The sequence below is a fragment of the Henriciella litoralis genome, assembly GCF_002088935.1.
Classification (GTDB): Bacteria; Pseudomonadota; Alphaproteobacteria; order Caulobacterales; family Hyphomonadaceae; genus Henriciella; species Henriciella litoralis.
The window spans coordinates 2699146-2724657 of record NZ_NCSS01000006.1 but is presented as its reverse complement, the minus strand read 5'-3'; the positions used below and the strand labels follow the sequence as shown (position 1 = coordinate 2724657).

Here is a 25512-nt window from a genome sequence, read left to right as displayed (position 1 = left end):
GTCTCCGCACACTCAATATCTGGTGCAGAGCTTATGCGCGGATCGCGAACGGGTCTCTAAGTAGGCCTACCTAGTTACGCTCGGTGAGCGGCTCATCATCGTCCAGCAGGATACGCGCCGCATCTCCCTGAGGATCATCAAACTGACCAGAGCGGACTGACCAGATAAAAGCACCAAGCCCGGTCAGGCCTAATAGCAAGGCAACCGGGATGAGGAATGCAAGCATTTCCATTAAGTGGCCCTCCATTTCACGTGCGGGCGCAGCGCATTGAGCGTCACAACAATCGACGATGTCGACATCGCAATCGCCGCCACCAGCGGGGTCGCAAAACCAGCAACCGCAATTGGCACCGCAACCAGATTGTACGCCGCGGCAAGCGTAAAGTTCTGCCTCATGCGAGAGCTTGCCACGCGGGCACCGTCGATGACAGTTGGAATGGCGTCAAGACCAGCGCCTGTATAGACCCCGTCGGAAGCCGACTGGCTGACATCCATCGCACCGCCAGGCGCAAGTGAGGCATGGGCAAGCGAAAGCGAGCCTGCATCATTCAGCCCGTCGCCGATCATGAGGACTTTGCGTCCCTCCGCTCTCAGCGCCTCCAACCGTTCAACCTTGTCGGCCGGGCTGGCCTTGGCGCGCCAGCTATCCACGCCGAGCTTGGCAGCAATCTCGGCCACCGCTTCAGCCCGGTCACCGGACAGAATTTCCAGAGTGGCCCCACGCCGCTTCAGCGCGTCTGCGATGCCGGCCGCGCCCGGCCGGAGCGCATCTTCAAATGTGAAGCAGACGGGCGGCTTATCGCCTTCGCCATACCAGAGCTGGAGCCGCGCACTTGCAGGCGCATCGTTAGCTCCGACCCATTCAGCAGCTCCCAACCGGCAGCGGACACCGTCGATTTCAGCTTCAAGGCCGAGGCCTGCTCGCTCTTCAACCCGCGGGGCAACCTCTCCGGGGCCAGCGGCTGCAACAATGGCTCTCGACAGAGGGTGGCGCGAAACGCGCGCTAGCCGTGCTGCTCGGGCAACCACATCCTTCATGCCGTCGACTTCAACCAGCTCGGGAACGCCCAGCGTCAAGGTACCTGTCTTGTCGAACACGACGTGATCGCACTCGGCAATTCTCTCCAGCGCATCCCCGGACCGCAGAAAGACGCCCTTTCGGAACAGCCTTTCAGCGGCAACCACCTGAACGGCTGGCGCCGCAAGCGCCAGCGCGCAAGGGCAAGTAATGATCAGCGTGGAGACCGCGACCATCAGGGCTTGGCCGACGCCCGCCCCAGCGATCAGCCAGCCTGCAAATGTCAGCGCTGCCGTCGTATGAACCAGCGGCACATAGAGCGAGACGGCCTTGTCGGCGATGCGCCGATAGGTGGACCGTCTTTGCTCCCCGGCCTCAAGCATCCGGCCGATCTCGGACATGAGAGAGCCGTCTGCATCTGCAAGGGCCTTACCTCTGATGGCCTGCGACAAGTTTACTGTACCGGCATAGAGGCGCATGCCGGGCGTAATTGCGCGCGGTACAGTCTCGCCAGAAACCATGCTTTCGTCGGCGTCACTGCGCCCTTCGATAACTTCCAGATCGACGAGAACGCGTTCTCCGGCTGCGACCAATATCGTGTCACCGGTAAGAATTTCAGATGCCTTCACAGAGCGCGCCGAGCCATCCCGGTCGAGCCGCGTCGCGGAGCGAGACTGCAGCAAAGCAAGCTCCTGAGCGGCAACATGTGTGCGCCGTCTCAGGCGGGCATCCAGAAAGCGCCCGATAAGCAGGAAAAAGAGCAGCATGACGCAAGCATCGAAATAGGCATGCTCGCCGCCTCTGATCGTCTCGGAAATACTGACCCCGAGCGCGAGAAGCACAGCCAGCGAAATCGGAACATCCATGTTCGCATGACCGCGACGCAGGACACTCCAGGCAGACCGGAAAAATGGCCGCCCTGCAAAAAGCGCGGCTGGCAAGGCAATGGCCCCGGAGATGGCATGCATGGTTCGCCGCGTGGCTTCCCCCATCTCCCCATGGCCTGACCAGACCGAGACAGACAGAAGCATGACATTTGCTGCGGCGAAGGCTGCGACCCCCATAGCGATGAGCAGGCTTCGCTCCTCAGACTTGGCAGCGCCTTCGCTGGCGTCAGGGTCGAAAGGGGCCGCACCATAGCCCAGATCGCTGACGCAGCCTGAAATCGCATTCGGATCGAGCCCGCCTTCCCAGCGAACGGCAAGCCGCCCTGTAGACAGGTTGAGGCGGGCAGACTGTACCCCGTCAAGCGCGCCGACAGCCGCTTCGATCTTGCCGAGACACCCGGCACATTTGGCGCCGCGCACCGACAGGTGCAGTGTCTTTTCGCCGCCCACCTTCCGGACAAAGGCACTCACATCGCCGTCGATCTGGTCGCCCGCCGGCGCAAGTCCGCTCGGGCAGCCCTTGGTCATGTCGGCGGTCAAAGTCATGGGATCACGACAGTCTTGCGAGCTTGCGCCACCACATCCTCATCACCCGTGCTGGCCTTCAACAAAACTTCCCAGCGTCCGGGCGCGAGGTCAGGCAGCGCGGCCGAAAAAACCGCCCCTGGCTTGTCAGTGGCCAGGATCAGTTCAATGTCGCCATTTTGGGTGACGGTACGCCGCATGGTCGCGGTGACAATCAGACCCCTCGTCGCAACCGTCTCCGGCGCATCCATTTCGACTCTCAGCCTGTCACCGTCCACACCAGCGCGGATCTTCCACCCCGCCGCAACCTGCTCTCTTCGGGCTTCGATCGTGTCATTATAGTCGAGGCCCTGAACATAGCTCTTCTTTACATCCTCACCTGGAAAACTGGTGATGGCATTGTAGAGGAAGACGCCGTTCACGGCGAACATCACACCAAAGAATGCAAGGAAGATCAGAAGGACATGCCAGCCCTTGAGCTTTGCGTCGGGGCCTTGGCGGTACGGCGTTGCTGCAGGGGTCATCTCAATCTCCCGGGGCCATGAAGCTAGTGCGGTTGGTGTGGATTTCGCCGGTCTCGACATCGGTGAGCACGAGCTGGAATTGCTTGCGGCCATCAATGGCATCTTCCGGCTTCGTTACCAGCAGCCTGTATCGGTCAACACCGTTGGAATCTACAGGCAGCAAGATCGGTTCACCAGCGTCTGTCTTGATACCGACAACATTCAACTCGAAACCCTCATCGCCTGCAATGCTGATTTCCATTTCACGCGTTTCACCTGCCTTGTTGACCAGCTTCAACGTGTATCCATTCTGGACAAGTCCACTCGACAGCCTGACATATGGCGGCGAGCGGTCTTTCAGCACATTGACCTCAAACGTACCGCGATTGAGCAGACCAAAAGCCATCAAGCTCGCAATTGCCGCCATCAGGAAGAAGTACAGGACCGTCCGCGCCCGCACGAGCCGGTATTTCGGCTTCATGCCAGCGGCCCGTGCCGCCACGGCGGTATCAGTATCGTAAGCGATAAGGCCGGTTGGCCGCCCCACCGTCTTCATGATCGAATCGCAGGCATCGATACACAGGGCGCAGTGGATACATTCCAGCTGCGATCCGTCGCGAATATCGATCCCGACAGGGCAGACCTGGACGCACTGCTTGCAGTCGATGCAGTCGCCCCTGCCCTCCCAGCTCTCACCCTTGCGGTGCGGGCCTCGCGGTTCACCGCGATCATACCGATAGGTGACGTTGAGGGCGTGTTCGTCGGTCAGCGCCGCCTGAATGCGCGGCCATGGGCAGAGATAGGTACAAACCTGCTCACGCATGGTGCCGGCCAAGGCGTACGTGGTGAAGGTCAGCAGCCCTGCGAACCAGTAGGCCGAAAGCGGTGCTTCGCCGATAAAGAAGGTCTGCGCAATCATGCGCGCATCATGGAAGTAAAGGATGAAAGCGCCGCCCGTCAGAAAGGCGATGATGAGCCAGACAAGATGCTTGCCGATCTTGCGCGCGGCCTTGTTCAGCCCCCACGGCGCCTTGTCGAGCCGGATACGCTTGGCCCGGTCGCCCTCGAAAGCGCGCTCGACCCAGATATAGAGGTCTGTCCAGACGGTCTGTGGACACGCATAGCCGCACCAGACGCGGCCAAACAATGACGTCACCAGGAACAGGCCGATCGCTGAAAGGATCATCAGCCCGGCGAGGTAATACGCTTCCTGAGGCCAGATCTCGATCCCGAAGAAGAAGAACCGCTCGCCGGCAAAGTCAGCCAGGACAGCCTGATCCGGCACCCCTGCGCCCCGTTCCCAGCGAAGCCAGGGAATGAGGTAGTAGATGCCCAGCAGAACACCCATGGCCACCCATTTCACCGTCCTGAACTTGCCATGGGCCAGTTTTGGATAGACCTGCTTGCGCTTGGCATAGAGGTCCTGCGGTGGAGGGACAGGCGGAGGCGACCGCGATGGAATCAGGTTGATCTGTGTCATGACCTCGCACCTATTCCCCGCCGCCAAGCGAATGCACGTAGACAGACAGCGCTTTTATGGTCGGATCGTCCAGACGGTCTCCCCATGCCGGCATGTGGGCATTCCGGGCATTGTAGACCGTGTTGTAGATGTCGTCATAGTCGCCGCCGAAGAGCCAGTCCTGATCGGTCAGGTTCGGAGCACCGATCGTATGGTCGCCCGTTCCATTGTCGCCATGACAGGTCGCACACTGCGCCGCGAAGATATCAGCGCCGCGGCCAGCGGCCTCAGCATCATCTCCGCCGCGACCCGACAGCGTCATGACATGGTTGACCACGTCATCGATCTCAGCGCGGGTCAGCAACCGGTCCCGTCCAAAGGCAGGCATTGCTGAGTAACGTGTCTCAGGGTCCTGTTCGTGACGGATGCCGTGGCGAAGCGTGTACTCGATCCCGTCGAGCGTACCCGACCAGAGCCAGACATCGTCCGCCAGCGTCGGATACCCCTTGGCACCGCGTCCACCTGCACCATGACAGGTTGCGCAATTATCCCCAAAGGCGCTCTCGCCCGCAGCCATTGCAAACTGCTGTAGGGAGCGGTCTGTCTCGATTTCGGCGAGCGTGGCGTTTACAAGCGTGCTGCCGGCGCCGGCCCGCTCCAACCGGAGGGCATCGATCTCCTCAGCGACCTTTATCCGGTCTGAATGATTACCAATACCGCGGGTATTGGTGCCCAGTCCTGGCAACGCCGGAATGGAAGGCATGATAACCATGTAAACAATCGAAAAGGCGATTGAGGCGTACCAGATATAGAGCCACCAGCGCGGGAGTGGATTGTTGAGCTCCTTGATACCGTCCCATTCGTGGCCAGTCGTTTCGACGCCGGTTGTCTCGTCGATATCTTTGATGTGATCACTCATCTCCGGGCTCCCGGTCATTCAGTGGAAGTTGGGCAGCCTCATCGAACCGTTTCTGGTTCCGCGGCCACAGCGCATAGGCAAGAACGGCGACAAAGATGGCGACGAAGTAGAGCATGCCGCCAGTCTGCGCGAAGTGTGAAAGGGTCTCGTACATGTCTTTCCTCTCCTAGCGCCGGTTCATCAGGTCTTCGGCTTCGTAGGTGGAGAAATCCACCAGCGTGCCAGTCATCTGAAGGTAGGCAACAAGCGCATCCATCTCGGTGATCCGGTCTGGATCACGGTCGAAGTCGCGCACCTGAACAGTGCCTTCGCGGCCAGATGCCTCGGTGTAGCGAGCGACAAGCGCATCCTGTTCATCGAAGTAGACGTCTGGATCGGCCTGAGCGCGAAGATCCATGGCGGCATTTTCGATCATTTCATCAGTGTACGGCACACCCACCAGACGCAGCGTCTTCAGATCGTCCGCGATATGGCGGTAGTCGAGCGTCTTCTCAGCCAGGAAGGCGTAGGGCGGCATGACCGATTCCGGCACCAGGGCGCGCGGGTCGATCAGATGGTCGACATGCCACTCATCGGAATACTTGTTTCCGACGCGTGCCAGGTCAGGCCCGGTCCGCTTGGAGCCCCACTGGAAAGGGTGATCATACATGCTCTCGGCAGCGAGCGAGTAGTGGCCGTAACGTTCCACTTCGTCGCGAAGCGGACGGACCATCTGCGAATGGCAGACATAGCAGCCCTCGCGCAGATAGATGTTGCGACCTGCCACTTCCAGCGGCGTGTAAGGGCGCATGCCTTCCACCTTCTCGATGGTGTTCTCCATGTAGAAGAGCGGCGCCATCTGAATGATCCCCCCGATCGACACCACGATAAGAATACCAATGGTGAGGATCAGCGAATGGCGTTCAAGCACGCCGTGATTTTTGAGAAGTCCCATGTTTCAAGGCTCCTATTCGGCAGGTTGCAGGGTGGCGGCGGCAGGCGGATTGCTGACCGGCTGAGCATCAGCTGGTTGGTTGATCCGTTCATCGCCAATCGCTGTGCGGATGAGATTGTAGACCATGATCAGCGCGCCACTGAGGTAGAGACCACCACCGACAGCACGAATGATATAGCTGATATGCTTGGCCTCGACGGTTTCCACGAAGCTGTATTCGAGGAAGCCAAAGTCGTTATAGGCACGCCACATCAGGCCTTCCATGATCCCGGCGAACCACATCGAAACGATGTAGAAGACGATACCGATGGTCGCGAGCCAGAAGTGCCACTCCACAAGCGACAGGGAGTAGAGGCTCTTACGTTTCCACAGCCATTGGGTGAGGCAGTAGAGCGCGCCGAAGGAGATGAAGCCAACCCAGCCAAGCGCACCGGAATGCACGTGACCAATGCCCCACTCAGTGTAGTGGCTCAGCGCATTCACCGCCCGCACCGACATCAGCGGGCCTTCGAAGGTCGACATGCCATAGAAGGCAAGCGAGACGACCATCATACGGACCACGGGGTCGGTACGCAGCTTGTCCCAGGCGCCCGACAAGGTCATCACACCATTGATCATACCACCCCAGCTAGGCATCCACAGCATGATGGAGAAGGTCATACCAAGTGTCTGCGCCCATTGCGGCAGAGCGGTGTAGTGCAGGTGGTGAGGGCCTGCCCAGATGTAGATGAAGATCAGTGACCAGAAGTGAACGATGGACAGCCGGTAGGAATAGACGGGCCGATCCACGCGCTTCGGGATGAAGTAGTACATGATGGCGAGGAAGCCGGTGGTCAGGAAGAAGCCGACCGCATTGTGGCCATACCACCACTGTGTCAGCGCATCCTGCACGCCTGCAAACAGCTGGTAGCTCTTCGCCGAACCGATCGAGACCGGCACGGAAAGATTGTTCACGATGTGCAGCATCGCGATGGTCACGATGAAGGACAGATAGAACCAGTTCGCCACATATATATGAGGCTCTTTGCGCTTCCAGAGCGTCCCGAGGAAGACCAGCAGGTAGGAAACCCAGACGACGGTCAGCCACAGGTCAGCATACCATTCAGGCTCGGCATACTCTTTCGATTGGGTAATCCCCATCAGATAGCCGGTTGCGGCAATGACGATGAAGAGCTGGTAGCCCCAGAACACGAACCAGGGGAGCATGCCGCCGAACAGACGGGCACGTGTCGTCCTCTGAACAACGTGAAAGCTGGTGGCCAGCAGCACGTTCCCGCCAAATGCGAAGATCACCGCAGATGTGTGCAGTGGACGCAGCCGGCCAAAGTTCGTGAAGCCCCATTGTTCAAAATAGAAGAGATTGGGCCAGGTCAGCTGGCACGCGATCACGACACCGACAAGCAGCCCCGCAATGCCCCAGAACATCGAAGCGAAGACACCCCATTTAACAAGTGTGTCTTCATATTTCGTCTCATCGAACGGATTGCGCTCACCAAGCTTACCAGCCCAGAGAACGATACCGACGAGCCACAAAACCACCGCGCCGAAAAACAGGCTCGCATGGATGCCCATCAATCGGTCCATGGCGTTGCCGGCGATGAACACGGCGAGGATGGCAAAGACCATGAGCAGGCCGGATACCACCACCGTGCTCGTGTCCATGCTCTCTCGTTTGAGATACGATGCGCTCAATTTTGCCTCCACTGCATCCTGCGGGCCGCCGTCAATTGACGACGCAGCCCCGCTCCATGGCGAAGGGATAATTCAGGCGGCGAGGCGCGGTTATACGGGCTCCTACGTATGGGCCAGCCTGTCGCACTATGGCTTATAGGCCTCTCAAGAGGAGTGCGATGCGATGTATCGAGTAATTATCTTTCTTGTCGGCTTAGCCGTCACGGCGCTGGCCCTTCCAATTGTGCTGACACATCATGAGCGGGCAGAGCTTATGGCGCTTGCATGGTGTTCGTCATCTGGCAGTGGAGCGCCGCAAACAGGTCTATTCGGGGCCCATTGCGCGGCCTGCCCGGCCCTCATTCTGGGACTCGGCACCATGTTGGCCGCCTGGTTCGTCCCGCTTCGGGCTTTTGCCCGGAAATTCGTGCCAAACGACTGACCATGACCTGCACCTTTCCAGAGCAAAGCATATTGACCTTTGCCCCCTGCATGCCTCATTCCAGTGAGCAGCCATGCGGAGGCCTTTGCGCTGAAATCCCGGAATCTAATATTCGATATGGCGGAGATGGACGTTGACGCGCTCCATCAGCACTATCGCTCTATCCTGCAGTCTGTGCCGGATGCGATGGTCGTCATCAACGAAACCGGTATCATCACGGCTTTCAGCCGCGCGGCGGAAGAGCTCTTCGGCTACAGCTCTGAAGAGGCGCTTGGGCAGAATGTCAAATTGCTCATGGCCGCCGACGACAAAGTCCAACACGACGATTACATCGCGCGCTATCTACACACCGGAGAGCGGCGCATCATCGGTATTGGACGTACCGTCACGGCGCGTCGTTCCGACGGCACCCTGTTCCCGATCGACCTCAAGATTGGCGAAGCCAATATTGGCGGCCATTACCTGTTCACGGCGTTTATGAGAGATCTCACCGAACAGCGGCGCAATGAGACGCGCATGAAAGCCTTGCAGGCGGAAATCGTGCATTTTTCGCGTCTGAGCTCGGTCGGCACCATGGCGTCCGCGCTCGCCCATGAGCTCAACCAACCGCTGACGGTCGTTACAAACTACCTTGAAGCTGCAAGGGATCTGCTCGACACGCCTGATGCAGATACGATGAAGATGATCCAGCAGGCGCTGGACGAAGCGGCCAAACAATCTGTGCGCGCTGGCCAGATCGTTCGCAAGCTCCGCGACTATGTCTCTCGCGGCGAGATCGAGAAGCGCCCGACCCCCCTGGTGCCCCTGCTGGGTGACGCAGTCGCGCTTGTACAGGCCGAAATGAGCGAGACACGCGGACAGATCACGGTCAGCGTCTCTGAAGATGTCGCCGAAATTCTCGCAGAACCGATCCAGATCCAGCAGGTCGTCATCAACATTGTCCGAAACGCGCTGGAGGCCATGGATGGAGCCCACGGCGCCCGGGTTGATATCCGCGCTCAAAGTGTAAGCGGTGGACTGGTCATGATATCCATTGAAGATAACGGGCCGGGCATAGACCGCGACGTCGCCGATCAATTGTTCCGGCCGCTCGCCAGTTCAAAATCGACAGGGATGGGGCTTGGCCTGTCGATCTGCAAGACGATTGTAGAAGCCCATGGCGGCACGATCGAAGCGATGCCTGGCGACAATGGCGGGACGCGTTTTGTCTTTACCGTTGAAGCTCTGGAGCGCCAAGATGACTGAAACCGGAAAGCCCCTGATACACCTTGTCGATGATGATGAAGCGGTTCGCCATTCGGCAAGCTTCATGCTTCGTCTCGCAGGCTACCGCGTTCAGACGCACAAGGATGGCGTCAGTTTTCTCGACGATGTCGAAAAGCTGGAAGAAGGCTGCATCCTTCTCGACGTGCAGATGCCAAAGATGAGCGGGCTCGCCGTCCAGAAAGAGCTGAATGCGCGCGGAATTGGCATGCCTGTTGTAGTCCTGACGGGCCATGGAGACGTTTCTGTCGCTGTGCAGGCTATGAAAGCTGGCGCGGTCAATTTCGTCGAGAAGCCTTATGAAAAGCAGGTGCTCCTGAAAGCCCTTGAAGAAGCCTTCGCCCAGCTCGAAAGCCAGTCCCGCGGCGCAATGCATAAAGCCGACGCAGAAAAGCGTCTCGCTCACCTGACGCCCCGGGAAACGGATGTGCTGGAAGGTCTTGTCGAAGGGCTGACCAATAAGGCGATTGCAAACTCGCTCAACATCTCTCCCCGCACGGTCGAGATCCACCGCGCAAACATGATGGAGAAGCTGGCCGTAGACAGCCTGTCTTCTGCTTTGAGAATCGCCTTCACGGCCGGTCTCGGAGAAGACTGACAGACAGCGTTCTGTAGCAGGCCACCCCGCGCCGGTCAGGCTTTGATACGCCGCGCCGAGCGCTGTCGCATTCTGTTTTGCAAGCCCCCTGACGCTAAGTGAGCGTTGCATGACCGATGATTTTGGGAGACCAAAATGGCATGAAACTCTCACTTGATAAGAAGCACGAGGATTTTCGTGCAGAAGTCCGTCAATTCCTGGCTGAAAACCTGCCAAGCGAACTCGCTGAAGCCGGTCGCCTGACCACCAGTTCGTTTAGCGAGCCCCAGCACAATTTGCCCTGGCTGAAAATTCTCAACAAGAAAGGCTGGGCCGCGCCCCACTGGCCGCAGGAATATGGCGGCCCGGGCTGGGACGAAATGCAGCGCTACATCTTCGCGACCGAGTGCGCGAAGGCCGGCACGCCGCCCCTCTCCCCCATGGGCCTTCAGATGGTGGGGCCATGCATCATGGGTTACGGCACAGACGAGCAGAAAGCCTATTATCTACCTCGCATTCTCGCCGGCGAAGACTATTGGTGTCAGGGCTATTCAGAGCCTGGGTCTGGATCGGATCTCGCCAGCCTGCAGATGAAAGCCGTGTCCGATGGCGACGACTATGTTTTGAACGGCTCGAAAATCTGGACCACGCAGGCTCATCACGCCAACAAGATGTTCTGTCTGGTTCGCACATCTTCTGACGGCAAGCCGCAGCAGGGTATCACCTTCCTCCTGCTCGATATGAAGACGCCTGGCATACGCGTCGAACCGATCATCACCATTGCTGGCGAGCATGAGGTCAATCAGGTCTTCTTTGACGATGTCCGCGTCCCGAAATCCGGCCGCCTCGGCGAAGAAAACGACGGCTGGACCGTCGCAAAATACCTTCTTGAATTCGAACGTGGCGGCGGCTCGTCTGCTGGCGTTGAAGCTGCGCTGGAGCGTGTCCGCATCATGGCCCATGCCGAACCGGCTGGCGGCGGCAAACGCCTGGCTGATGACTCCGCGTTTTCGCGAAAGCTCTCACAGACCTATATCGACCTTGAAGCGATCAAGATTACCGAACAAAGGGTCACTGCGGCCCTGGCGGGCGGCGAAAATCCCGGCCCGGCCTCGTCCATGCTGAAAACCGCGCGAACTGAGATCCTGCAACAGGTCGATACGCTCGGGATTGAAGCAGCCGGCATCTATGCGGGCGTCGAACAGATGGCGGCGCGCCAGCCGGGCGCAAATATTGAACCAATCGGCCCAGCCCACAGCCTCACCGCCATGCCCCGATACCTCAATAATAGAGCGGCCACGATCTATGGCGGCTCGAATGAGGTTCAACGCAATGTGATGGCGAAGCTGCTCCTGAGACTGTAGCGCGCAAGCAACCCGGCCAGTCCCGCTGCGCCGCTTCTAATCTCCATACGGATCAATGCCGTGGCGCTCCAGTATCTGGAGGACCGGCTGCATGGCCGCCTCAACCTTGCGCCAGCGGCCGATGGAACTGGAGTAGAGCGGTTTACGGACCTGCACAGAGCTCGCCGTTGCAACCGGCGCCGCATTTTCATGGAATGAGAGACAGGCCGGGTCGAACTCAAGTCCGCAGAAATCGAGCAAGCGGCGTGTCTCGCCCTCAAGGTCCGCCACCACCCGCTCATAATGGATCTCGGTGAAACGGTCTGATGGCAGGTCTGCCCTGAACGCGCCGATCATCCGGTCAAACGCCGCATAGTAGCGTGCCGTGTTCTCCAGACTGAACGCGTAATTGTAATAAGCAAAGCTCGTCGCGAAGAGCTGGCGATAGTTCGACAGGACGACATCGAGCGGGGTGCGCCTCAGGCAAATCACCCGTGCGTGCGGCAAGGCCTTCAGGATCAGCGGCACGTAGAACGCGTTGAGCGGCATCTTGTCGATAAACCGGCCCCTGACGCCCAGCGTGTCTCGCACCTGCTGGATATAATTCTGCCCCACCTCAGCGAGAGATGCCTGGGATGCCCCTAGCAGGGTCTCCTCATCCAGCACATAGCGCGATGGCGTTGAAACCTCGCGCTTCAGACAAAGCGCAAAGTCGCTGAGCTCACCTGCCGACGTCAGCGCCGGATGACTGGACAAAATACGGTCAACCAAAGTCGTGCCCGTGCGAGGCAGCCCGACGATAAAAACCGGAGCATCCCTGTTTTCGGAGGCCGGAAACTGGAATTTGAGGGTCTTGATCGCGGCATCAAAGAGCTTCGCATCCTGCTCGAACGTATAGTCGAGCGTCTTTAGCTTGTCCTCTTTACCGCGCCCATACCAGACCATCGCGGCTTCCGGGTCGCCCAAATCCTCAAGCGTTTTCGCGATGGCATGGCAGAGATGAAGCCGCTGATCTGCGACCTTGTCCGCTGGCTGGGTGCTCAGGTTTTCATAGGCCGTTTCAAGCTGCGCAAGCCGGTTCTCCTCTGGCGTCTGCCGCGACACCTGCACCAGTCCAGTCAGCGCCCTCACCTCGCTGCCATCCAGAGCGAGACATCGCTCATAGGCTTCGCGCGCCTCGTCCATTCGCCCGACGAACTGCAAGGCAACAGCGCGATTGTAATGGATATGAGCTGAGCGCCCGGCGCGCTCTGCTGCCTTCTCATAAAACGGTAGCGCCTCTTCGTGTCGCCCGGTGCGGCTGAAAACGACGCCGATCGTGTCGAGTAGAGCGGCATCTGTCGGCGCATATTGAGCAGCGGTTTGCGCCGCCTTGATCGCATCTTCGCGGCGGCTCAGCGCAACAAGGCTTCTGGCCTTGAGGGCAAATGCTTCTGCAGGGTCGAACCCCAGCTCGGCGGACCGGTCAAACAGGTCCAGCGCCTTGGTATGGTTGCCATGATCGGCAGCCAGTCGCCCCAGCAACAGATAAGGCTCACCCGCAAGCGGTGATCGCCTAAGAATATCCATACATATCGAATGTGCTGCCCGGTAATCGCCCTTATCGAGCATCATCCTTGCGTTTTTGATATCTGGATCAGTCATGTTTGTGTCCGGAATCTAGGCAGATGGATGACGCATTAGTCACGAAATGGACAATCGCGGTCAAAAGCTTCTCTATGGTCTAACCAGGTCTGGATCAATTCTCACACCCTCGCCCCTAATCAGAACCTACATTCTGGAGAGGGTATAATGAAAAAGACAAATTGGCTCTTAGGCACAAGCATAGCCGCGCTGACATTGGGCGCCTTTATTGCACCGGCTGCGCAGGCCCAGGACGCAACGGACGAGCAGACACAGGACGCGCCATCTGAAGACGCGGTCGCCCGTCAGGATGTCGTCACCGTCACAGCGACCCGGCGTGCCGGCACGGTCCAGGATGTGCCCATCAACATCGCCGCCGTCGGCGCTGCCCAGATTGAAGAGCAGGGTATCAGCGAGCTTTCAGATCTTTTGTCCTTCGTCCCCGGCATCAACGTCGTTGACCGCGGCGCGCGCCAGGGCAACCCGATCATTGTTCGCGGGATCAATGCTGACCCGATTGGCTCAGGCGATGGTGACAATTCCGGCGGCGGCACCGTTGCAACCTATCTCGGCGAAGTGCCGCTGTTCATCGACCTCAAGCTCAACGATATGGAGCGCGTCGAAGTTCTCCTCGGCCCACAGGGCACGCTCTACGGCGCGGGCACTTTGGCAGGCGCCATTCGCTACATTCCGGTCAAGCCAAAATTTGAAGAAGGCACGATCGAATTCCGCAGCGATATCTACCAGTATAGCGAGGCTGGCAGCCTATCCTACGATACAGGTCTTACGGTCAACGCGCCGATCGGTGATAAATTTGCGATCCGCGCCTCGCTGGATATCCTGGACGATACCGGTTTCGTGGATCAGCCATTCCTTTTGAGGGAAGTCGGCGTCTCAAATCCTGATCCAGACTTTACCGATCCCACCGCTGTTGCGCTCAATCTGCGCGGCGCCAAGGACATCGATACCGAAGAAGCGGTTTCAGGCCGGGTTGCAGCGCGGTGGGAGCCAACAAACTGGCTCGACGGCACGCTGACCTATTACTTCCAGAACGTCGACGTCGGCGGCCGCCGCATATCGAGCAAGCGCTCAGTCTATCCCGGCGCAGGCCCTGAAATCTTCCGCGCCGGTGATTTTGACAATGCCAAGCGCGTACCGGAGCCAAACACGGTCAAAAACGAACTTCTGGCCCTGGAAGTGATCGCTGATCTCGGCTTTGCCGAGCTCACCTCCGCGACGGGTCTCAGTAAATTCCAGGATGACGGCCAACGCGATCAGAACGATCTGCTGGTCTCTCTGGAATATTCCTATGAGCTCTTCCCGGCGTTCGGGTCATATACAAAAGAAGTCGACGAGACGGAGACATTCACTCAGGAACTGCGTCTTGTTTCAACCACTGACAGTCGTTTGAACTGGATTATAGGTGGCTTCTATTCGGAATCAGATACGGCAGGCTTCTCAAAGGAAATCACCCCGAACTACGATACCTACATCCGCCCTGTTTTCTGCTCGCCGCAGGAGTTGGCCACTGATAGCTGTTTCCTGGTGGAACGGGCAGATGACCTCGAATACTTCTCAACGGGTCGTACGGAGCTGGTTGAAACAGCGATCTTCGGTGAACTCGGTTACGACATAACTGACAAATGGTCGGTGACCGTCGGGGCGCGTTACTACGATTACGAATTGAAAGACTTCAGCACCGTCGATTTTCCGCTGGTGGATTCGACCTTCACCGTCCCAGTATCATTGGATGATATCAAGAACGCGCCAACGACTGTGACACAGGCTGAGGACGGCACGCTGTTCAAGTTCAATACATCATATGATTTCACCTCAGACCTGATGGCGTATTTCACGGTCAGCGAGGGCTATCGCATCGGGAATACGAATGGCCTCGGAGACTGTAAACCATACACCCCTGGCGCGCAGCAGGGTGCTTGTGCACTCGCGCCTGGTCAGCAGTATGGGCCCAATCCCGGAGATGTCGCACAATTCGACGAACGCGATTACTTTCCAGATAAGACAACCAATTATGAGATCGGCGCCAAGACGGCCTGGCTCGGCGGTGATCTTATCCTGAACGGCGCTATTTTCTACGTCGAGTGGACAGATCCGCAGGTCGCGTCGGCAACCGTCAACGCAAACATTCCAATCACGGTGAATGCCTCCGGCGCAGAATCCAAAGGCGTTGAACTTCAGGGAAGCTGGCGAGTGACCGACCAGTTCAGCCTGCGCGGCTCCTATTCCTACGCCAAGACAGAACTCACCGAGGATGTTCCATTCCTGATCCGCACGATCACACCGCCCGGTTTCGGAACGGCGTTTGAAGACGGCAAGGCCGGCGACCGTTTGCCGGGTTCACCGGAAAGCCAGTTCTCTATCTTCGGGCAGTATGTGCAGCCGCTGCAAAACGGAAATGAGCTTATCTTCAACGCATCCTATGCCTGGCAGGGTGATATCCTGACACGCACGGGCGGACGCGGGTCATCGGTCACCATTCCATCCTATGGCCTGGCCAATGCGAAGGCGACCTACGAAGCCGAGAATTGGTCGGTTTCGCTCTACGTGAACAACCTGTTCGACGAGTATGTTGAAACGGGCTTCGTCAGTACGCCGCTGTCGAACCAGATTGTCAGCGACATAAATGGTGACCCGGTCACCGTGCGGTCTCACTACGCCACGCTTGGGCCGCCGCGGACCATCGGCGTGCGGGCACGGATCAAATTCGGAGAGTACTGAAATCCAGCTCAATAAGCATTGATCTATCCCCGTCGGCCCATCGCCGTCGGGGATTTTTCTTAAGCGGGTCCCTGCCCGCCCCCCAGCAGAATTGCGCCGACGAGACCTGCATCATCGCCAAGCCCGGGCGTGACGATCAATTGACGCGCCGTTGCCCGTGTCTGGCCAAGATAGCCGCCCATCTGCACGTCAAAAGCACTATGAATTTTGTCTGGCAGATGAGCAGCGAGCATCAGTCCGCCGCCCAGAATAATGCGTTGAGGGCGCAAATTCAGGAAAATGGCCCGGCATGCCGCAGCCAGATAATACGCCTCGATATCCCAGGCGGGGTCGCTTTCGGCCAGCGTCTCAGGCGCCCCGGCCCGCATCCGCATCGCCGTCGCTGAGGCGAGACCTTCGAGACAATCGGCATGGAAGAGACAGACACTTTTAAAGTCAGCATCGGCAGGATGGCGAGGGACGCCAATATGTCCAAATTCCGGATGATGAGGCTGCCCCAGGAAGCCGCCATTGCCCCAGAAGCCCGCACCAATTCCTGTCCCGACGGTGACATAGGCCGCCGACGTGAGACCCTTGGCAGCGCCCCTATGCATCTCGGCAAGGAGCGCGCCATTCACGTCCGTTTCAATCACCGGCATCAGGCCCAGCGATGCGTGAAACGCCTCTCGCAAATTGACGCCGGACCAGCCTGCTTTCGGCGTTGACTGGATCATTCCATAATCTGGCGACTGCCGATCAACATCAATCGGTCCGAAGCTCGCAATGCCGAGAGATTCAAGCGCATACGGCCCGAAGAAGTCAGAACACGCCGCGATCGTAACGTCAGGTGACGTGACAGGTATCCGGCGTCGCGCGATGATTGTCCCCGACGCATCAGCGACCCCGCATTTAAAGGTCGTTCCACCTGCATCAATACCGCCTTTTAGCTGCTCCATGAGCCTCTCTTTTCATCCTGCGCCTCTAGCGTGATGGATGGCACAGCCTGGCGCATCAGGCGAGGCATGCGCTTGAAATCTGACCTCGAGTGGACGCGTGGGAAACCTTCGACAGCGATTGTCTTGCCCCGACTTCCTGCATATCTACGCCCCGACACCACACGGAGCGACACTGATGACTGACCTTGCAAGCCGCCTTTTTGATTTCTCTGGCAAGACCGTTCTGGTCACCGGCGGCAGCCGGGGCCTCGGCTACCAGATGGTGAAAGCCTTCGCTGAGCAGGGCGCAGACACGATCATCGTGAGCCGCAAACTCGAAGCGTGCGAAGAGGTCGCCGAAGAGGTCCGGGCAATGGGCCGCAAAGCCCTCGCCATCAGCGCCCATTGCGGCAAATGGGATGAGATCGATGCGATGGTCGAGCAGGCCTATGACGCGTTCGGCAAGATCGACATCCTCGTCAACAATGCCGGGATGAGCCCACGCGTCCCAAGCCATGAGGTGCCCGAAAGCCTCTTTGACAGTGTGCTGAACCTCAATTTCAAAGGCCCGTTCCGGCTTGGCGCGAGCGTCGGCAAGCGGATGGCTGATGGCGACGGCGGCGTGATCATCAACATCTCGTCGACCGGCGCGCTCATGCCCCTGCCGGAAGTTGTGCCCTATAGCGGCGCCAAGGCCGCGCTGAACGCAATGACCGTCTCGTTCGCGCGCGAATATGGCCCAAAGGTCCGCGTGAACACGATCTCGGCAGGCCCGTTCCTGACCGACATTTCCAAAGCCTGGCCAGAAGAGATGCGGCAGTCATCCGACAACGCCCTCGGGCGTCCGGGCAAGCCTGAAGAGATCGTGACCGCAGCGCTCTGCCTGGCCAGCGATGCGTCGAGCTTTACCACCGGCACAATCCTGCGCGTCGACGGCGGATCATAGTCGGGCCACAGCCACCCCGCCGCCTGTCGACATTCCATCTGCCACAGTGCAAAACCACCCATGAGTGATCGCAGCGTGGGCGGCAGATATATGAAACTCTCAATGGGGCCAGGTGTCCTCGTTGCCGCCGCCTTTATCGGGCCGGGCACCGTCACCGCCTGCACGCTGGCCGGTGCCAATTTCGGCTACGCCCTCGTCTGGACCCTCGTCTTCGCGACCATCGCGACGATAATCCTGCAGGACATGGCCGCGCGTCTTGGCGCTGGGGCACGGCGCGGGCTAGGCGAAGCCCTGATGATGAGCCTCTCCGGCCCGCTCGCCAAATTCGTTGCAGCAGGCCTGATCATCCTCGCTTTGGCAGTCGGTAATGCAGCCTATGAAGGCGGCAATCTTGCTGGCGGCGTCCTCGGCCTTGAAGCCATCATTGGCGATGGCGCGCGCAAACTTCTGGTCGGCTGCCTCGCGCTCGTGGCGGCCGCTGTCCTCCTGATTGGCAAGTACAAACCGATTGAGCGCATTCTCGTCAGCCTTGTCCTCGTGATGAGCCTCGCTTTCGTCGTCGCAGCGATCCTCGTGCGGCCAGACTTCGGCGCGCTTGCCAGTGGTCTTGTCCCGTCCATACCCGACGGTGCTCAGCTCACAGTCATCGCCTTAATTGGCACGACAATCGTGCCCTACAATCTGTTCCTGCACGCCGCCTCCGCCCGCAATCACTGGCAAACGCCGGACAAGCTGACCGCAGCGCGCCGCGACTCGGCCATCTCGATCGGGCTTGGCGGCATCGTCTCGCTGCTGATCCTCTCCACCGCTGCCGGCAGCCTCTTTGTCTTAGGTCTCGATGTCTCAAACGCACGTGACATGGCGATATCGCTAGAGCCCGCCTTCGGCCCTGCCGCCCGCTATCTTGTTGGCATCGGCCTCTTTGCAGCGGGGCTGACCTCTGCCATCACCGCGCCCATGGCCACCGCCTATGCGCTCACTGAAATCTTTCCGGCCAAAACCGAGGCGGGCCAGACCAATCGCTTCCGCGCTGTCGCCCTTGCCATCGTCGCCATCGGCGCGGGCATTTCCCTGCTTGGCATCGACGCGGTGTCGCTCATCGTGACCGCGCAGGCGGCCAACGGTCTGCTGCTACCGATCATTGCTGTCTTCCTGCTCTACGTCATGAACCGCAAATCCGTGCTCGGCGACGCAACGAACGGTGTTGTCGCAAACGTTGCTGGCGGTCTTGTCATCCTCGTCACCCTGATGATCGGGCTGCGCGGCATCTGGCGGGCGGTCAGCACGGTGCTTGGCGGATGAGCGCCGAAATGACTGACAAGTGGCAATTCTGGATCGACCGAGGCGGCACGTTCACCGACATCGTCGCCCGTGCGCCGGGCGGCGAGACCCGCGTTGCCAAGCTACTCAGCGAAAACCCTGAAGCTTACCCCGATGCCGCCATCGAAGGCATCCGCCGTCTGACCGGCAGCCCCGCTGGCTCGCCTCTGCCCGTCGATGACATCGCGCAAGTGCGAATGGGCACGACTGTCGCGACCAATGCCTTGCTCGAACGAAAGGGCGCGCGGACCCTGCTCCTCGTCAATCGCGGCTTTGCCGATCTCCTCATCATCGGACGCCAGGCCCGCCCTCGCCTGTTCGACCTTGAGATTGACCGACCGGCGACGCTGTATGAGCGGGTCGTCGAAGTCGATGGCCGGGTCGATCTTGACGGCAATGACCTCACCGCCCTTGATGAAGCCGCTGCACTCGACGCGCTCAAAGCCGCCCGCAGGGACGGGATCGAAGCGTGCGCCATCGCCCTCCTCCACGCCTGGAAACATCCAGGCCATGAGCTGCGCCTCGGAGAGCTTGCCCGCGAAGCAGGGTTCAAGACCGTCTCGCTCAGCCATCAAGCCGATCCACTGGCGGGCTATGTCGCGCGCGCCGCAACCGGCACAACTGACGCCTATCTGACGCCGGTCCTGCGCCGCTATGTCGATCAGGTCGCAGGCGAGCTGGGCGGAACGGAGCTTCACTTCATGCAGTCCAATGGCGGGCTGATGGATGCGCGCAATTTTCAGGGCAAGGATGCGATCCTCTCCGGCCCGGCTGGCGGTGTCGTCGGCGCGGCCCGCACAGCCGAAGCCATCGGCCACAGCCGCATCATCGGCTTCGATATGGGCGGCACCTCCACCGACATCTGCGTCTATGAAGGCGATTTCGAGCGCGTCACCGAAACCGAGGTCGCTGGAACGCCGCTCCGTGTCCCGATGATGGATATCAACACGGTCGCCGCTGGTGGCGGCTCCATCCTGAAGTTCGATCAGGGCCGATTGCAGGCCGGGCCGGACAGTGCAGGCGCCAATCCGGGCCCAGCCGCCTACCGGCGCGGCGGCCCCCTTACCGTCACCGACGCCAATATCTGCCTCGGCCGTATTCAGCCAGACGCCTTCCCTGCAGTCTTCGGCCCCGATCAAGACCAGCCACTGGACGCTGAAACGGTGAGACAGAAATTCGAAACGCTCGCCAAGCAGATCGAGGCTGAAACCGACATCCCGCAGACGCCCGAAGGCGTCGCTGATGGTTTCCTTCGCATCGCGGTCGCGAATATGGCCCGCGCCATCGCCAAGGTAACGCTGGAACGCGGGCGTGACCCGGCAGATTTCGCGCTGCAATGCTTTGGCGGGGCTGGCGGGCAACATGCCTGCCTCGTCGCAGATGAGCTCTCCATCCGGACCATCATCATTCACCCACTCGCGGGTGTTCTGTCAGCTGTCGGCATCGGCCTCTCGGACGAAATCGATATCGCCCGCGCCTCGATTGAACGCCCGCTCGATGAAGACAGCCTGAAAACAGCCCGTGAGCGGATCGAAGCCCTTCGCCAGACCGTCGAGGCGCGCCTCGGCCCCAATGGCCTCGAATGGAAAAGCAGCGCTGGCCTTCGCTATCAGGGCACGGACACCGCCATCGACGTGCCGTTCGGTGACATCGCCTCCATGCGCGCTGCCTTCGAAGCAAAGCACCAGCAGCAATTCGGCTTTGCGAGCCCAGGCCGCGCGCTGATCCTTGAAACAGTCTCCTGTGAAGCCCGCCGCCCCGGCCCACCGGCAAGCGCGCTTCAGACAAGTGCCTCTACCGAGCCAACATCGCCGCGCCCCGCCCGCTTCTGGTCGGCAGGCGAGCCATGTGACACGCACATCTATCCGCGCGCCACGCTGACGCCCGGCACAGAGCTGAAAGGTCCTGCCCTGATCAGCGAGGCGACCGGCACCAGCGTCATCGACAAAGGCTGGACCGCCCGCGTCGAGCAGGGCGGCGAGCTCGTTCTCACCCGCGATGAAGCGGCCCCGCGTGAGCTGATCGCCGCCACCGAAACGCCAGACCCGGTCCTGCTTGAGCTCTTCAACAACATGTTCATGTCCGTCGCCGAGCGGATGGGTGCTGTGCTGCGCGACACAGCCACCAGCGTGAACATCAAGGAACGGCTCGACTTCTCCTGCGCGGTCTTCGACGACAAGGGCCGCCTCCTCGCCAATGCCCCGCATATGCCGGTCCACCTCGGCGCCATGGGCGAGAGTGTGCGCACGGTCCTCGCCAGCCGCGGGGCAACGCTGCAACCGGGCGACATGATCGCCCTCAACAACCCCTTCAATGGCGGCACGCACCTGCCAGACGTCACCCTGATCGCCCCGGTTTTTGACCGCACCGGCGCATCAATCCGCTTCTTCGTCGCCAATCGTGGTCATCACGCCGATATTGGCGGACTAACCCCCGGCTCCACTCCGCCCGATGCCAAAAGCCTCGAAGAGGAAGGCGTCATCATCGACGACCTGCTAGTCCTCAGCGAAGGCGAGTTTCAGGAAGCGGCTTTGCGCGATCTGTTGCTCGGCGCGCCCTATCCTGCCCGCAACCCAGACGCCAACATCTCCGACATCCGCGCCCAGATCGCCGCCAACCGGGCTGGCGCGAACGACATGCTCGCCATGGTCGACAGATATGGCTGGGAGGGCGTCGCCAACTATGCCGGCCACGTGCTCGACAATGCCGAGGAAAGCGTAAGACGCGTCATCGACCGGCTGAACGACGGCGAAATGCAGATCGAGATGGATGACGGCCTGCCCCTCTGCGTCAGCGTCCGGGTCAATCGCGAAACCCGAAGCGCTGTAATCGACTTTACGGGCACAGGCCCTCAGCGACCCGGCAATTTCAATGCCCCGCCCGTCGTCTGCCGCTCAGCGGTGCTCTACGTCTTCAGATGCCTTGTGCGCGACGAACTCCCACTTAATGAAGGCTGTATGCGTCCGCTGGAGCTGGTGATCCCGGATGGATCTTTCCTGTCGCCCTCACATGGCGCCGCCGTGGTTGCAGGCAATACCGAAGTCAGCCAGGCCGTCTGCAATGTGCTTCTCGGCGCCCTCGGCGCCTCTGCCGCGTCGCAAGGCACAATGAACAATCTGCTCTTCGGAAACGACACCTACCAATATTACGAAACCATTTGCGGCGGCAGCGGTGCTGGCCCCGGTTTTGATGGCGCGGGCGGGGTCCACACCCACATGACGAATACCCGCATCACTGATCCTGAAATCATGGAGATGGGTTACCCGCTCCGCATTGAGGCCTTCGCGCTGCGGCAAGGCTCCGGCGGCAAGGGAGAATTCACGGGCGGCGACGGGGTGATCCGCCGTGTACGTGCGCTCAGCCAAACCGTTGCCACCCTCGTCTCTTCCTCAAGAGAAGTCCCGCCCTTCGGCCTCAAAGGGGCAGCCCCCGGCGCAACCGGGCAGCAATGGGTCGAGAGACAGGATGGCACCCGCGAAAGCATCACCGGCGTCGCCACAGCCAACCTCAACGTTGGCGACGCGATCACCATCCTCACCCCCGGCGCCGGTGGCTACGGTCCTGTTCGCACAATCGACCCATAGTTTTTTTGGCCCGTGCACTGGCGTGGCGTAAGGCATCGCTCTAGTGTTGATAGAGGTTAAGGTCGATTTGCGGGCATTTCCCCCAACCTGGCGGACTGCATAGCAGCATCGCCGGTCCAATCGCACGACACCGCAACGCCGGAGGAGGACAGGGTCATGGCTGATATCAAGGTAAATGGTGAGACGGTAACTGTAGACGCGGATGAATCGACACCGCTACTCTGGGTTATCCGAGAGCATCTGGGACTGACCGGCACAAAATATGGGTGCGGCATCGCTCAGTGCGGCTCCTGCACGATCCATATCGACGGTCGCGCCGTTCGCTCCTGCACCTATCCGGTCGGCGCGCTGACTGGCGAAGAGAACATCACAACGATCGAAGGCCTGTCCGAGGATGGGAGCCACCCCGTCCAGCAAGCCTGGGTCGAGATGGATATCCCCCAGTGCGGCTACTGCCAGCCCGGCATGATCATGGCCGCCGCTGCCCTGCTCAATGAGAAGCCGGACGCCACGGACGAAGACATCGACCAGCAGATCACAAATATCTGCCGCTGCGGGACATTTGCCCGGGTTCGTCCCGGCATCCATCTCGCCAAGACCAAGAAAGCCTGAGGGGGAGACACGACATGGCTGACACATTCCGCCTCTCACGCCGCAATTTCATCATCGGCACTGGCGCTGCCGGTCTGACGATCGGCATTCTGGCCTCCTGCGCACCGGGCGGCGACGACGCTTCCGACACGGATGCCGCCGCGAACGCCGAACCCAATCCTGAAGTGAACGCCTGGGTCCATATCGGCAATGACGATGTGGTCACCATCCGCATCGCGCGCTCCGAGATGGGACAGGGCACGCTCACCGGTCTCGCCCAGCTCGTCGCAGAAGAGCTTGAATGCGACTGGGACAAGGTCGTCACCGAATACCCGACACCAGGCGAAAACCTTGCCCGCGACCGGGTCTGGAAAGACTTCTCCACCGGCGGCTCCCGCGGCATTCGCGGCAGCCATCAATATGTCCGTGAAGGCGGCGCCGCTGCCCGCCTGATGCTGATCGAAGCGGCCTCAAACGAGTGGGAGGTTCCCGTTGGCGAATGTTCGGTCTCCAAAGGTGTCATCACGCACGGGCCATCCGGCAACACGCTGACCTATGGCGCCGTCGCCGACGCCGCCAGCAAGCTCACCCCGCCGACCGACATCAAGCTGAAAGACCCGTCCGAGTGGACAATTGCCGGTCAGCCTAAACAGCGCCTCGACACTATCGACAAGACAACTGGCGCCCAGCAATACAGCTCCGACATCAAGCTCGACGGCATGCTCAACGCCGCTATCAAACAGGCCCCGATGCGCGGCGGCACGCTTGCCTCCTTCGATGCCGATGCAGTGTCCTCGATGCCGGGTGTGCGCAAAGTCCTCGAAGTCGATGGCCAATTTCCGGGCGTCGCCGTCGTTGCCGACTATTGGTGGCAAGCCAAGAAGGCGATTGACGCGCTTCCGGTTGAATGGACGCCGGGCGAAGGATCGGACTTCTCCAGTTCAGCTTTCGAAGCCGAGCTCGACAGCGCCCTGGAAGCCGACGAAGCCTTCATGGGCAACCAGAAAGGCGATGTGGACGCCGCATTTGATGGCGCCGCACAGATCGTCGAAGCCCGCTACAACGCGCCCTTGCAGAACCATGCCTGCATGGAGCCGATGACCGCGACAGCCGTCTGGACAGAAGACAAGTGCGACGTCTGGTGCCCGACGCAGAATGGTGAGGCTGCGCTTGCCGCGGCCGCCGAAGCCTCCGGCCTGCCAATCGCCCAGTGCGACGTCTACAAACAGCTGCTCGGCGGCGGTTTCGGCCGACGCGGCATGAGTGACTATGTCAGTCAGGTTGTCTCGATCGCCAAGCAGATGCCAGGCACACCGATCAAGCTGATCTGGTCGCGCGAAGAAGACATGCAACATGGCTTCTACCATCCGATCACCAAGGCACGCTGTCAGGGCGCGCTCGACGCGGATGGCAAGCTTGTCGGGATCAAGATCCGGCTGGCCGGTCAGTCGATCCTCTCCGGTTTGATGCCGCAAGCCCTGCGCAATGGCATGGACCCTTACGCGTTCCAGGGCCTTCTTCCGATGGGCAAATCGCCCGGCGCAGAAGACCAGACGCTGAAATACACCTTCCCGGCCATCCAGTTTGATCACGCCATGCGGAACCCACCGGTCCGTCCCGGCTTCTGGCGCGGCGTGAACGCCAACCAGAATGCCATCTATCTGGAATGTTTCATGGACGAGCTCGCCCATGCGGCTGGCCGCGACCCGCTGGAATTTCGTCTGGAATACATGCAGGACACGCCTGAACTGGCCGCCGTCCTGAGAGCCGTCGCCGAGAAATCCGGCTGGGGCTCTGACGATGGCAAGGCGCGCGGCCTCTGCGCGTTCTATTCATTCGGCGCCTACACAGCCGCGTGCGCCGAGGTCACAGTCGATGATGATGGCAAACTCAAGGTCGACCGGATTGTTGCGGCCACCGACCCAGGCATCGCGGTCAATCCACAACAGATCGACGCGCAGGTTGCTGGTTCATTCGTGTACGGACTGTCGGCCGCGCTCTATCAGGAAATCACCTTCGAAAACGGTGAAACCCAGCAGAAGAATTTCGACACCTACAACTCCATGCGCATCGCCGACATGCCGGAAGTCGAAACCATTGTGATGCCATCAGGCGGCTTCTGGGGCGGCGTGGGCGAACCTACAATCGCTGTTGCGACACCAGCGGTTCTCAACGCCATCTATGCGGCCACCGGCAAGCGGGTGCGCCAGCTGCCGATCAAGGATCAAAACCTGAGGGACGCGTGACGCAAAGG

The 25512-nt window shown here is 60.1% G+C and carries 20 protein-coding genes; 10 read left to right on the top strand and 10 right to left on the bottom strand.

The genetic code is table 11. The features are described 5' to 3' along the window. Nucleotides 1-70 precede the first annotated feature (70 nt). From ccoS to ccoN, 8 genes are read right to left on the bottom strand one after another with little or no spacing between them, the layout of a single operon-like run. Complete coding sequence (gene ccoS / locus B8783_RS16955; RefSeq protein WP_084421367.1) at nucleotides 71-232, bottom strand: cbb3-type cytochrome oxidase assembly protein CcoS; 162 nt, start codon at nucleotides 230-232, stop codon at nucleotides 71-73. Next, a complete protein-coding gene (locus B8783_RS16950; protein ID WP_084421364.1) occupies nucleotides 232-2451 on the bottom strand; it encodes a heavy metal translocating P-type ATPase in 2220 nt (739 codons plus the stop codon). Before B8783_RS16950 ends, ccoS begins: the two co-directional genes overlap by 1 nt. Next, nucleotides 2448-2954 (bottom strand): FixH family protein, encoded by a 507-nt coding sequence (locus tag B8783_RS16945; RefSeq protein WP_169711831.1) that lies wholly within the window; start codon nucleotides 2952-2954, stop codon nucleotides 2448-2450. The genes B8783_RS16950 and B8783_RS16945 overlap by 4 nt, the downstream gene beginning before the upstream one ends. 1 nt (nucleotide 2955) lies before the next feature. Further along, the gene (gene ccoG, locus B8783_RS16940; protein WP_084421359.1) at nucleotides 2956-4413 is read right to left on the bottom strand and encodes a cytochrome c oxidase accessory protein CcoG; all 1458 of its coding nucleotides are present in this window, start codon (nucleotides 4411-4413) and stop codon (nucleotides 2956-2958) included. A gap of 10 nt (nucleotides 4414-4423) precedes the next feature. Beyond that, the gene (gene ccoP / locus B8783_RS16935) at nucleotides 4424-5311 is read right to left on the bottom strand and encodes a cytochrome-c oxidase, cbb3-type subunit III (RefSeq protein ID WP_084421357.1); all 888 of its coding nucleotides are present in this window, start codon (nucleotides 5309-5311) and stop codon (nucleotides 4424-4426) included. Then, nucleotides 5304-5465, bottom strand: a complete 162-nt coding sequence (locus B8783_RS16930; RefSeq protein ID WP_084421354.1) for a cbb3-type cytochrome c oxidase subunit 3 — start codon at nucleotides 5463-5465, stop codon at nucleotides 5304-5306. Before B8783_RS16930 ends, ccoP begins: the two co-directional genes overlap by 8 nt. Before the next feature lie 12 nt (nucleotides 5466-5477). Next, nucleotides 5478-6245, bottom strand: a complete 768-nt coding sequence (gene ccoO / locus B8783_RS16925; protein WP_084421351.1) for a cytochrome-c oxidase, cbb3-type subunit II — start codon at nucleotides 6243-6245, stop codon at nucleotides 5478-5480. A gap of 12 nt (nucleotides 6246-6257) precedes the next feature. Further along, nucleotides 6258-7907, bottom strand: a complete 1650-nt coding sequence (gene ccoN, locus B8783_RS16920) for a cytochrome-c oxidase, cbb3-type subunit I (protein ID WP_084421348.1) — start codon at nucleotides 7905-7907, stop codon at nucleotides 6258-6260. 193 nt (nucleotides 7908-8100) lie between these two features. On the opposite strand from ccoN, the gene B8783_RS16915 reads away from it, so the two are divergent. From B8783_RS16915 to B8783_RS16900, 4 genes are all read left to right on the top strand, one after another. Further along, entirely contained in the window at nucleotides 8101-8358 is a 258-nt protein-coding gene (locus B8783_RS16915) for a hypothetical protein (protein WP_084421345.1), read from the top strand. Nucleotides 8359-8475: 117 nt separating this feature from the next. Further along, nucleotides 8476-9603, top strand: a complete 1128-nt coding sequence (locus tag B8783_RS16910) for a two-component system sensor histidine kinase NtrB (protein ID WP_233355840.1) — start codon at nucleotides 8476-8478, stop codon at nucleotides 9601-9603. Next, complete coding sequence (locus tag B8783_RS16905; RefSeq protein WP_084421340.1) at nucleotides 9596-10219, top strand: response regulator transcription factor; 624 nt, start codon at nucleotides 9596-9598, stop codon at nucleotides 10217-10219. Before B8783_RS16910 ends, B8783_RS16905 begins: the two co-directional genes overlap by 8 nt. 140 nt (nucleotides 10220-10359) lie before the next feature. After that, nucleotides 10360-11562, top strand: a complete 1203-nt coding sequence (locus B8783_RS16900; protein ID WP_084421337.1) for an acyl-CoA dehydrogenase family protein — start codon at nucleotides 10360-10362, stop codon at nucleotides 11560-11562. Between the two features lie 36 nt (nucleotides 11563-11598). On the opposite strand, the gene B8783_RS16895 is transcribed toward B8783_RS16900, so the two are convergent. Next, complete coding sequence (locus tag B8783_RS16895; RefSeq protein WP_084421334.1) at nucleotides 11599-13185, bottom strand: tetratricopeptide repeat-containing sulfotransferase family protein; 1587 nt, start codon at nucleotides 13183-13185, stop codon at nucleotides 11599-11601. A gap of 147 nt (nucleotides 13186-13332) precedes the next feature. Here B8783_RS16895 and B8783_RS16890 point away from each other — a divergent pair, with 147 nt between their 5' ends. Continuing rightward, complete coding sequence (locus B8783_RS16890; protein ID WP_084421331.1) at nucleotides 13333-15903, top strand: TonB-dependent receptor; 2571 nt, start codon at nucleotides 13333-13335, stop codon at nucleotides 15901-15903. A gap of 59 nt (nucleotides 15904-15962) precedes the next feature. Here B8783_RS16890 and B8783_RS16885 read toward each other — a convergent pair whose 3' ends face one another. Next, nucleotides 15963-16838, bottom strand: coding sequence for an ROK family protein (locus tag B8783_RS16885; protein WP_084421328.1), 876 nt, complete (start codon nucleotides 16836-16838; stop codon nucleotides 15963-15965). Nucleotides 16839-17013: 175 nt separating this feature from the next. Between B8783_RS16885 and B8783_RS16880 the strand changes: the two genes are divergently transcribed. The 5 genes from B8783_RS16880 to B8783_RS16860 all read left to right on the top strand — a co-directional run bounded on the left by B8783_RS16880 (nucleotide 17014) and on the right by B8783_RS16860 (nucleotide 25504). Next, nucleotides 17014-17763 (top strand): SDR family NAD(P)-dependent oxidoreductase, encoded by a 750-nt coding sequence (locus B8783_RS16880; RefSeq protein WP_084421325.1) that lies wholly within the window; start codon nucleotides 17014-17016, stop codon nucleotides 17761-17763. 90 nt (nucleotides 17764-17853) lie between these two features. Further along, nucleotides 17854-19065, top strand: coding sequence for an Nramp family divalent metal transporter (locus tag B8783_RS16875; protein ID WP_084422166.1), 1212 nt, complete (start codon nucleotides 17854-17856; stop codon nucleotides 19063-19065). Between the two features lie 8 nt (nucleotides 19066-19073). Continuing rightward, nucleotides 19074-22667: a hydantoinase B/oxoprolinase family protein gene (locus B8783_RS16870; RefSeq protein ID WP_084422165.1), complete on the top strand. Its 3594-nt coding sequence runs from the start codon at nucleotides 19074-19076 to the stop codon at nucleotides 22665-22667. 156 nt (nucleotides 22668-22823) lie between these two features. Beyond that, nucleotides 22824-23279, top strand: a complete 456-nt coding sequence (locus B8783_RS16865) for a (2Fe-2S)-binding protein (protein ID WP_084421322.1) — start codon at nucleotides 22824-22826, stop codon at nucleotides 23277-23279. A 14-nt stretch (nucleotides 23280-23293) separates the two neighbouring features. Beyond that, nucleotides 23294-25504 carry a xanthine dehydrogenase family protein molybdopterin-binding subunit gene (locus B8783_RS16860; RefSeq protein ID WP_084421319.1) on the top strand — a complete coding sequence of 737 codons (2211 nt, stop codon included), beginning with the start codon at nucleotides 23294-23296 and terminating at the stop codon, nucleotides 25502-25504. Nucleotides 25505-25512: the final 8 nt, after the last annotated feature.

Excerpts from the sequence above, each read along its gene's own strand:
- B8783_RS16905 (WP_084421340.1), top strand. The coding sequence starts at position 9,596 with ATGACTGAAACCGGAAAGCCCCTGATACACCTTGTCGATGATGATGAA.
- ccoG (WP_084421359.1), bottom strand. The coding sequence starts at position 4,413 with ATGACACAGATCAACCTGATTCCATCGCGGTCGCCTCCGCCTGTCCCT.
- B8783_RS16945 (WP_169711831.1), bottom strand. The coding sequence starts at position 2,954 with ATGACCCCTGCAGCAACGCCGTACCGCCAAGGCCCCGACGCAAAGCTC.
- B8783_RS16860 (WP_084421319.1), top strand. The coding sequence starts at position 23,294 with ATGGCTGACACATTCCGCCTCTCACGCCGCAATTTCATCATCGGCACT.
- B8783_RS16870 (WP_084422165.1), top strand. The coding sequence starts at position 19,074 with ATGACTGACAAGTGGCAATTCTGGATCGACCGAGGCGGCACGTTCACC.
- B8783_RS16875 (WP_084422166.1), top strand. The coding sequence starts at position 17,854 with ATGAAACTCTCAATGGGGCCAGGTGTCCTCGTTGCCGCCGCCTTTATC.
- B8783_RS16910 (WP_233355840.1), top strand. The coding sequence starts at position 8,476 with ATGGCGGAGATGGACGTTGACGCGCTCCATCAGCACTATCGCTCTATC.
- B8783_RS16900 (WP_084421337.1), top strand. The coding sequence starts at position 10,360 with ATGAAACTCTCACTTGATAAGAAGCACGAGGATTTTCGTGCAGAAGTC.
- B8783_RS16890 (WP_084421331.1), top strand. The coding sequence starts at position 13,333 with ATGAAAAAGACAAATTGGCTCTTAGGCACAAGCATAGCCGCGCTGACA.
- B8783_RS16880 (WP_084421325.1), top strand. The coding sequence starts at position 17,014 with ATGACTGACCTTGCAAGCCGCCTTTTTGATTTCTCTGGCAAGACCGTT.
- B8783_RS16915 (WP_084421345.1), top strand. The coding sequence starts at position 8,101 with ATGTATCGAGTAATTATCTTTCTTGTCGGCTTAGCCGTCACGGCGCTG.
- B8783_RS16885 (WP_084421328.1), bottom strand. The coding sequence starts at position 16,838 with ATGGAGCAGCTAAAAGGCGGTATTGATGCAGGTGGAACGACCTTTAAA.
- ccoS (WP_084421367.1), bottom strand. The coding sequence starts at position 232 with ATGGAAATGCTTGCATTCCTCATCCCGGTTGCCTTGCTATTAGGCCTG.
- ccoN (WP_084421348.1), bottom strand. The coding sequence starts at position 7,907 with ATGGACACGAGCACGGTGGTGGTATCCGGCCTGCTCATGGTCTTTGCC.
- B8783_RS16865 (WP_084421322.1), top strand. The coding sequence starts at position 22,824 with ATGGCTGATATCAAGGTAAATGGTGAGACGGTAACTGTAGACGCGGAT.
- B8783_RS16950 (WP_084421364.1), bottom strand. The coding sequence starts at position 2,451 with ATGACTTTGACCGCCGACATGACCAAGGGCTGCCCGAGCGGACTTGCG.
- ccoO (WP_084421351.1), bottom strand. The coding sequence starts at position 6,245 with ATGGGACTTCTCAAAAATCACGGCGTGCTTGAACGCCATTCGCTGATC.
- B8783_RS16895 (WP_084421334.1), bottom strand. The coding sequence starts at position 13,185 with ATGACTGATCCAGATATCAAAAACGCAAGGATGATGCTCGATAAGGGC.
- B8783_RS16930 (WP_084421354.1), bottom strand. The coding sequence starts at position 5,465 with ATGTACGAGACCCTTTCACACTTCGCGCAGACTGGCGGCATGCTCTAC.
- ccoP (WP_084421357.1), bottom strand. The coding sequence starts at position 5,311 with ATGAGTGATCACATCAAAGATATCGACGAGACAACCGGCGTCGAAACG.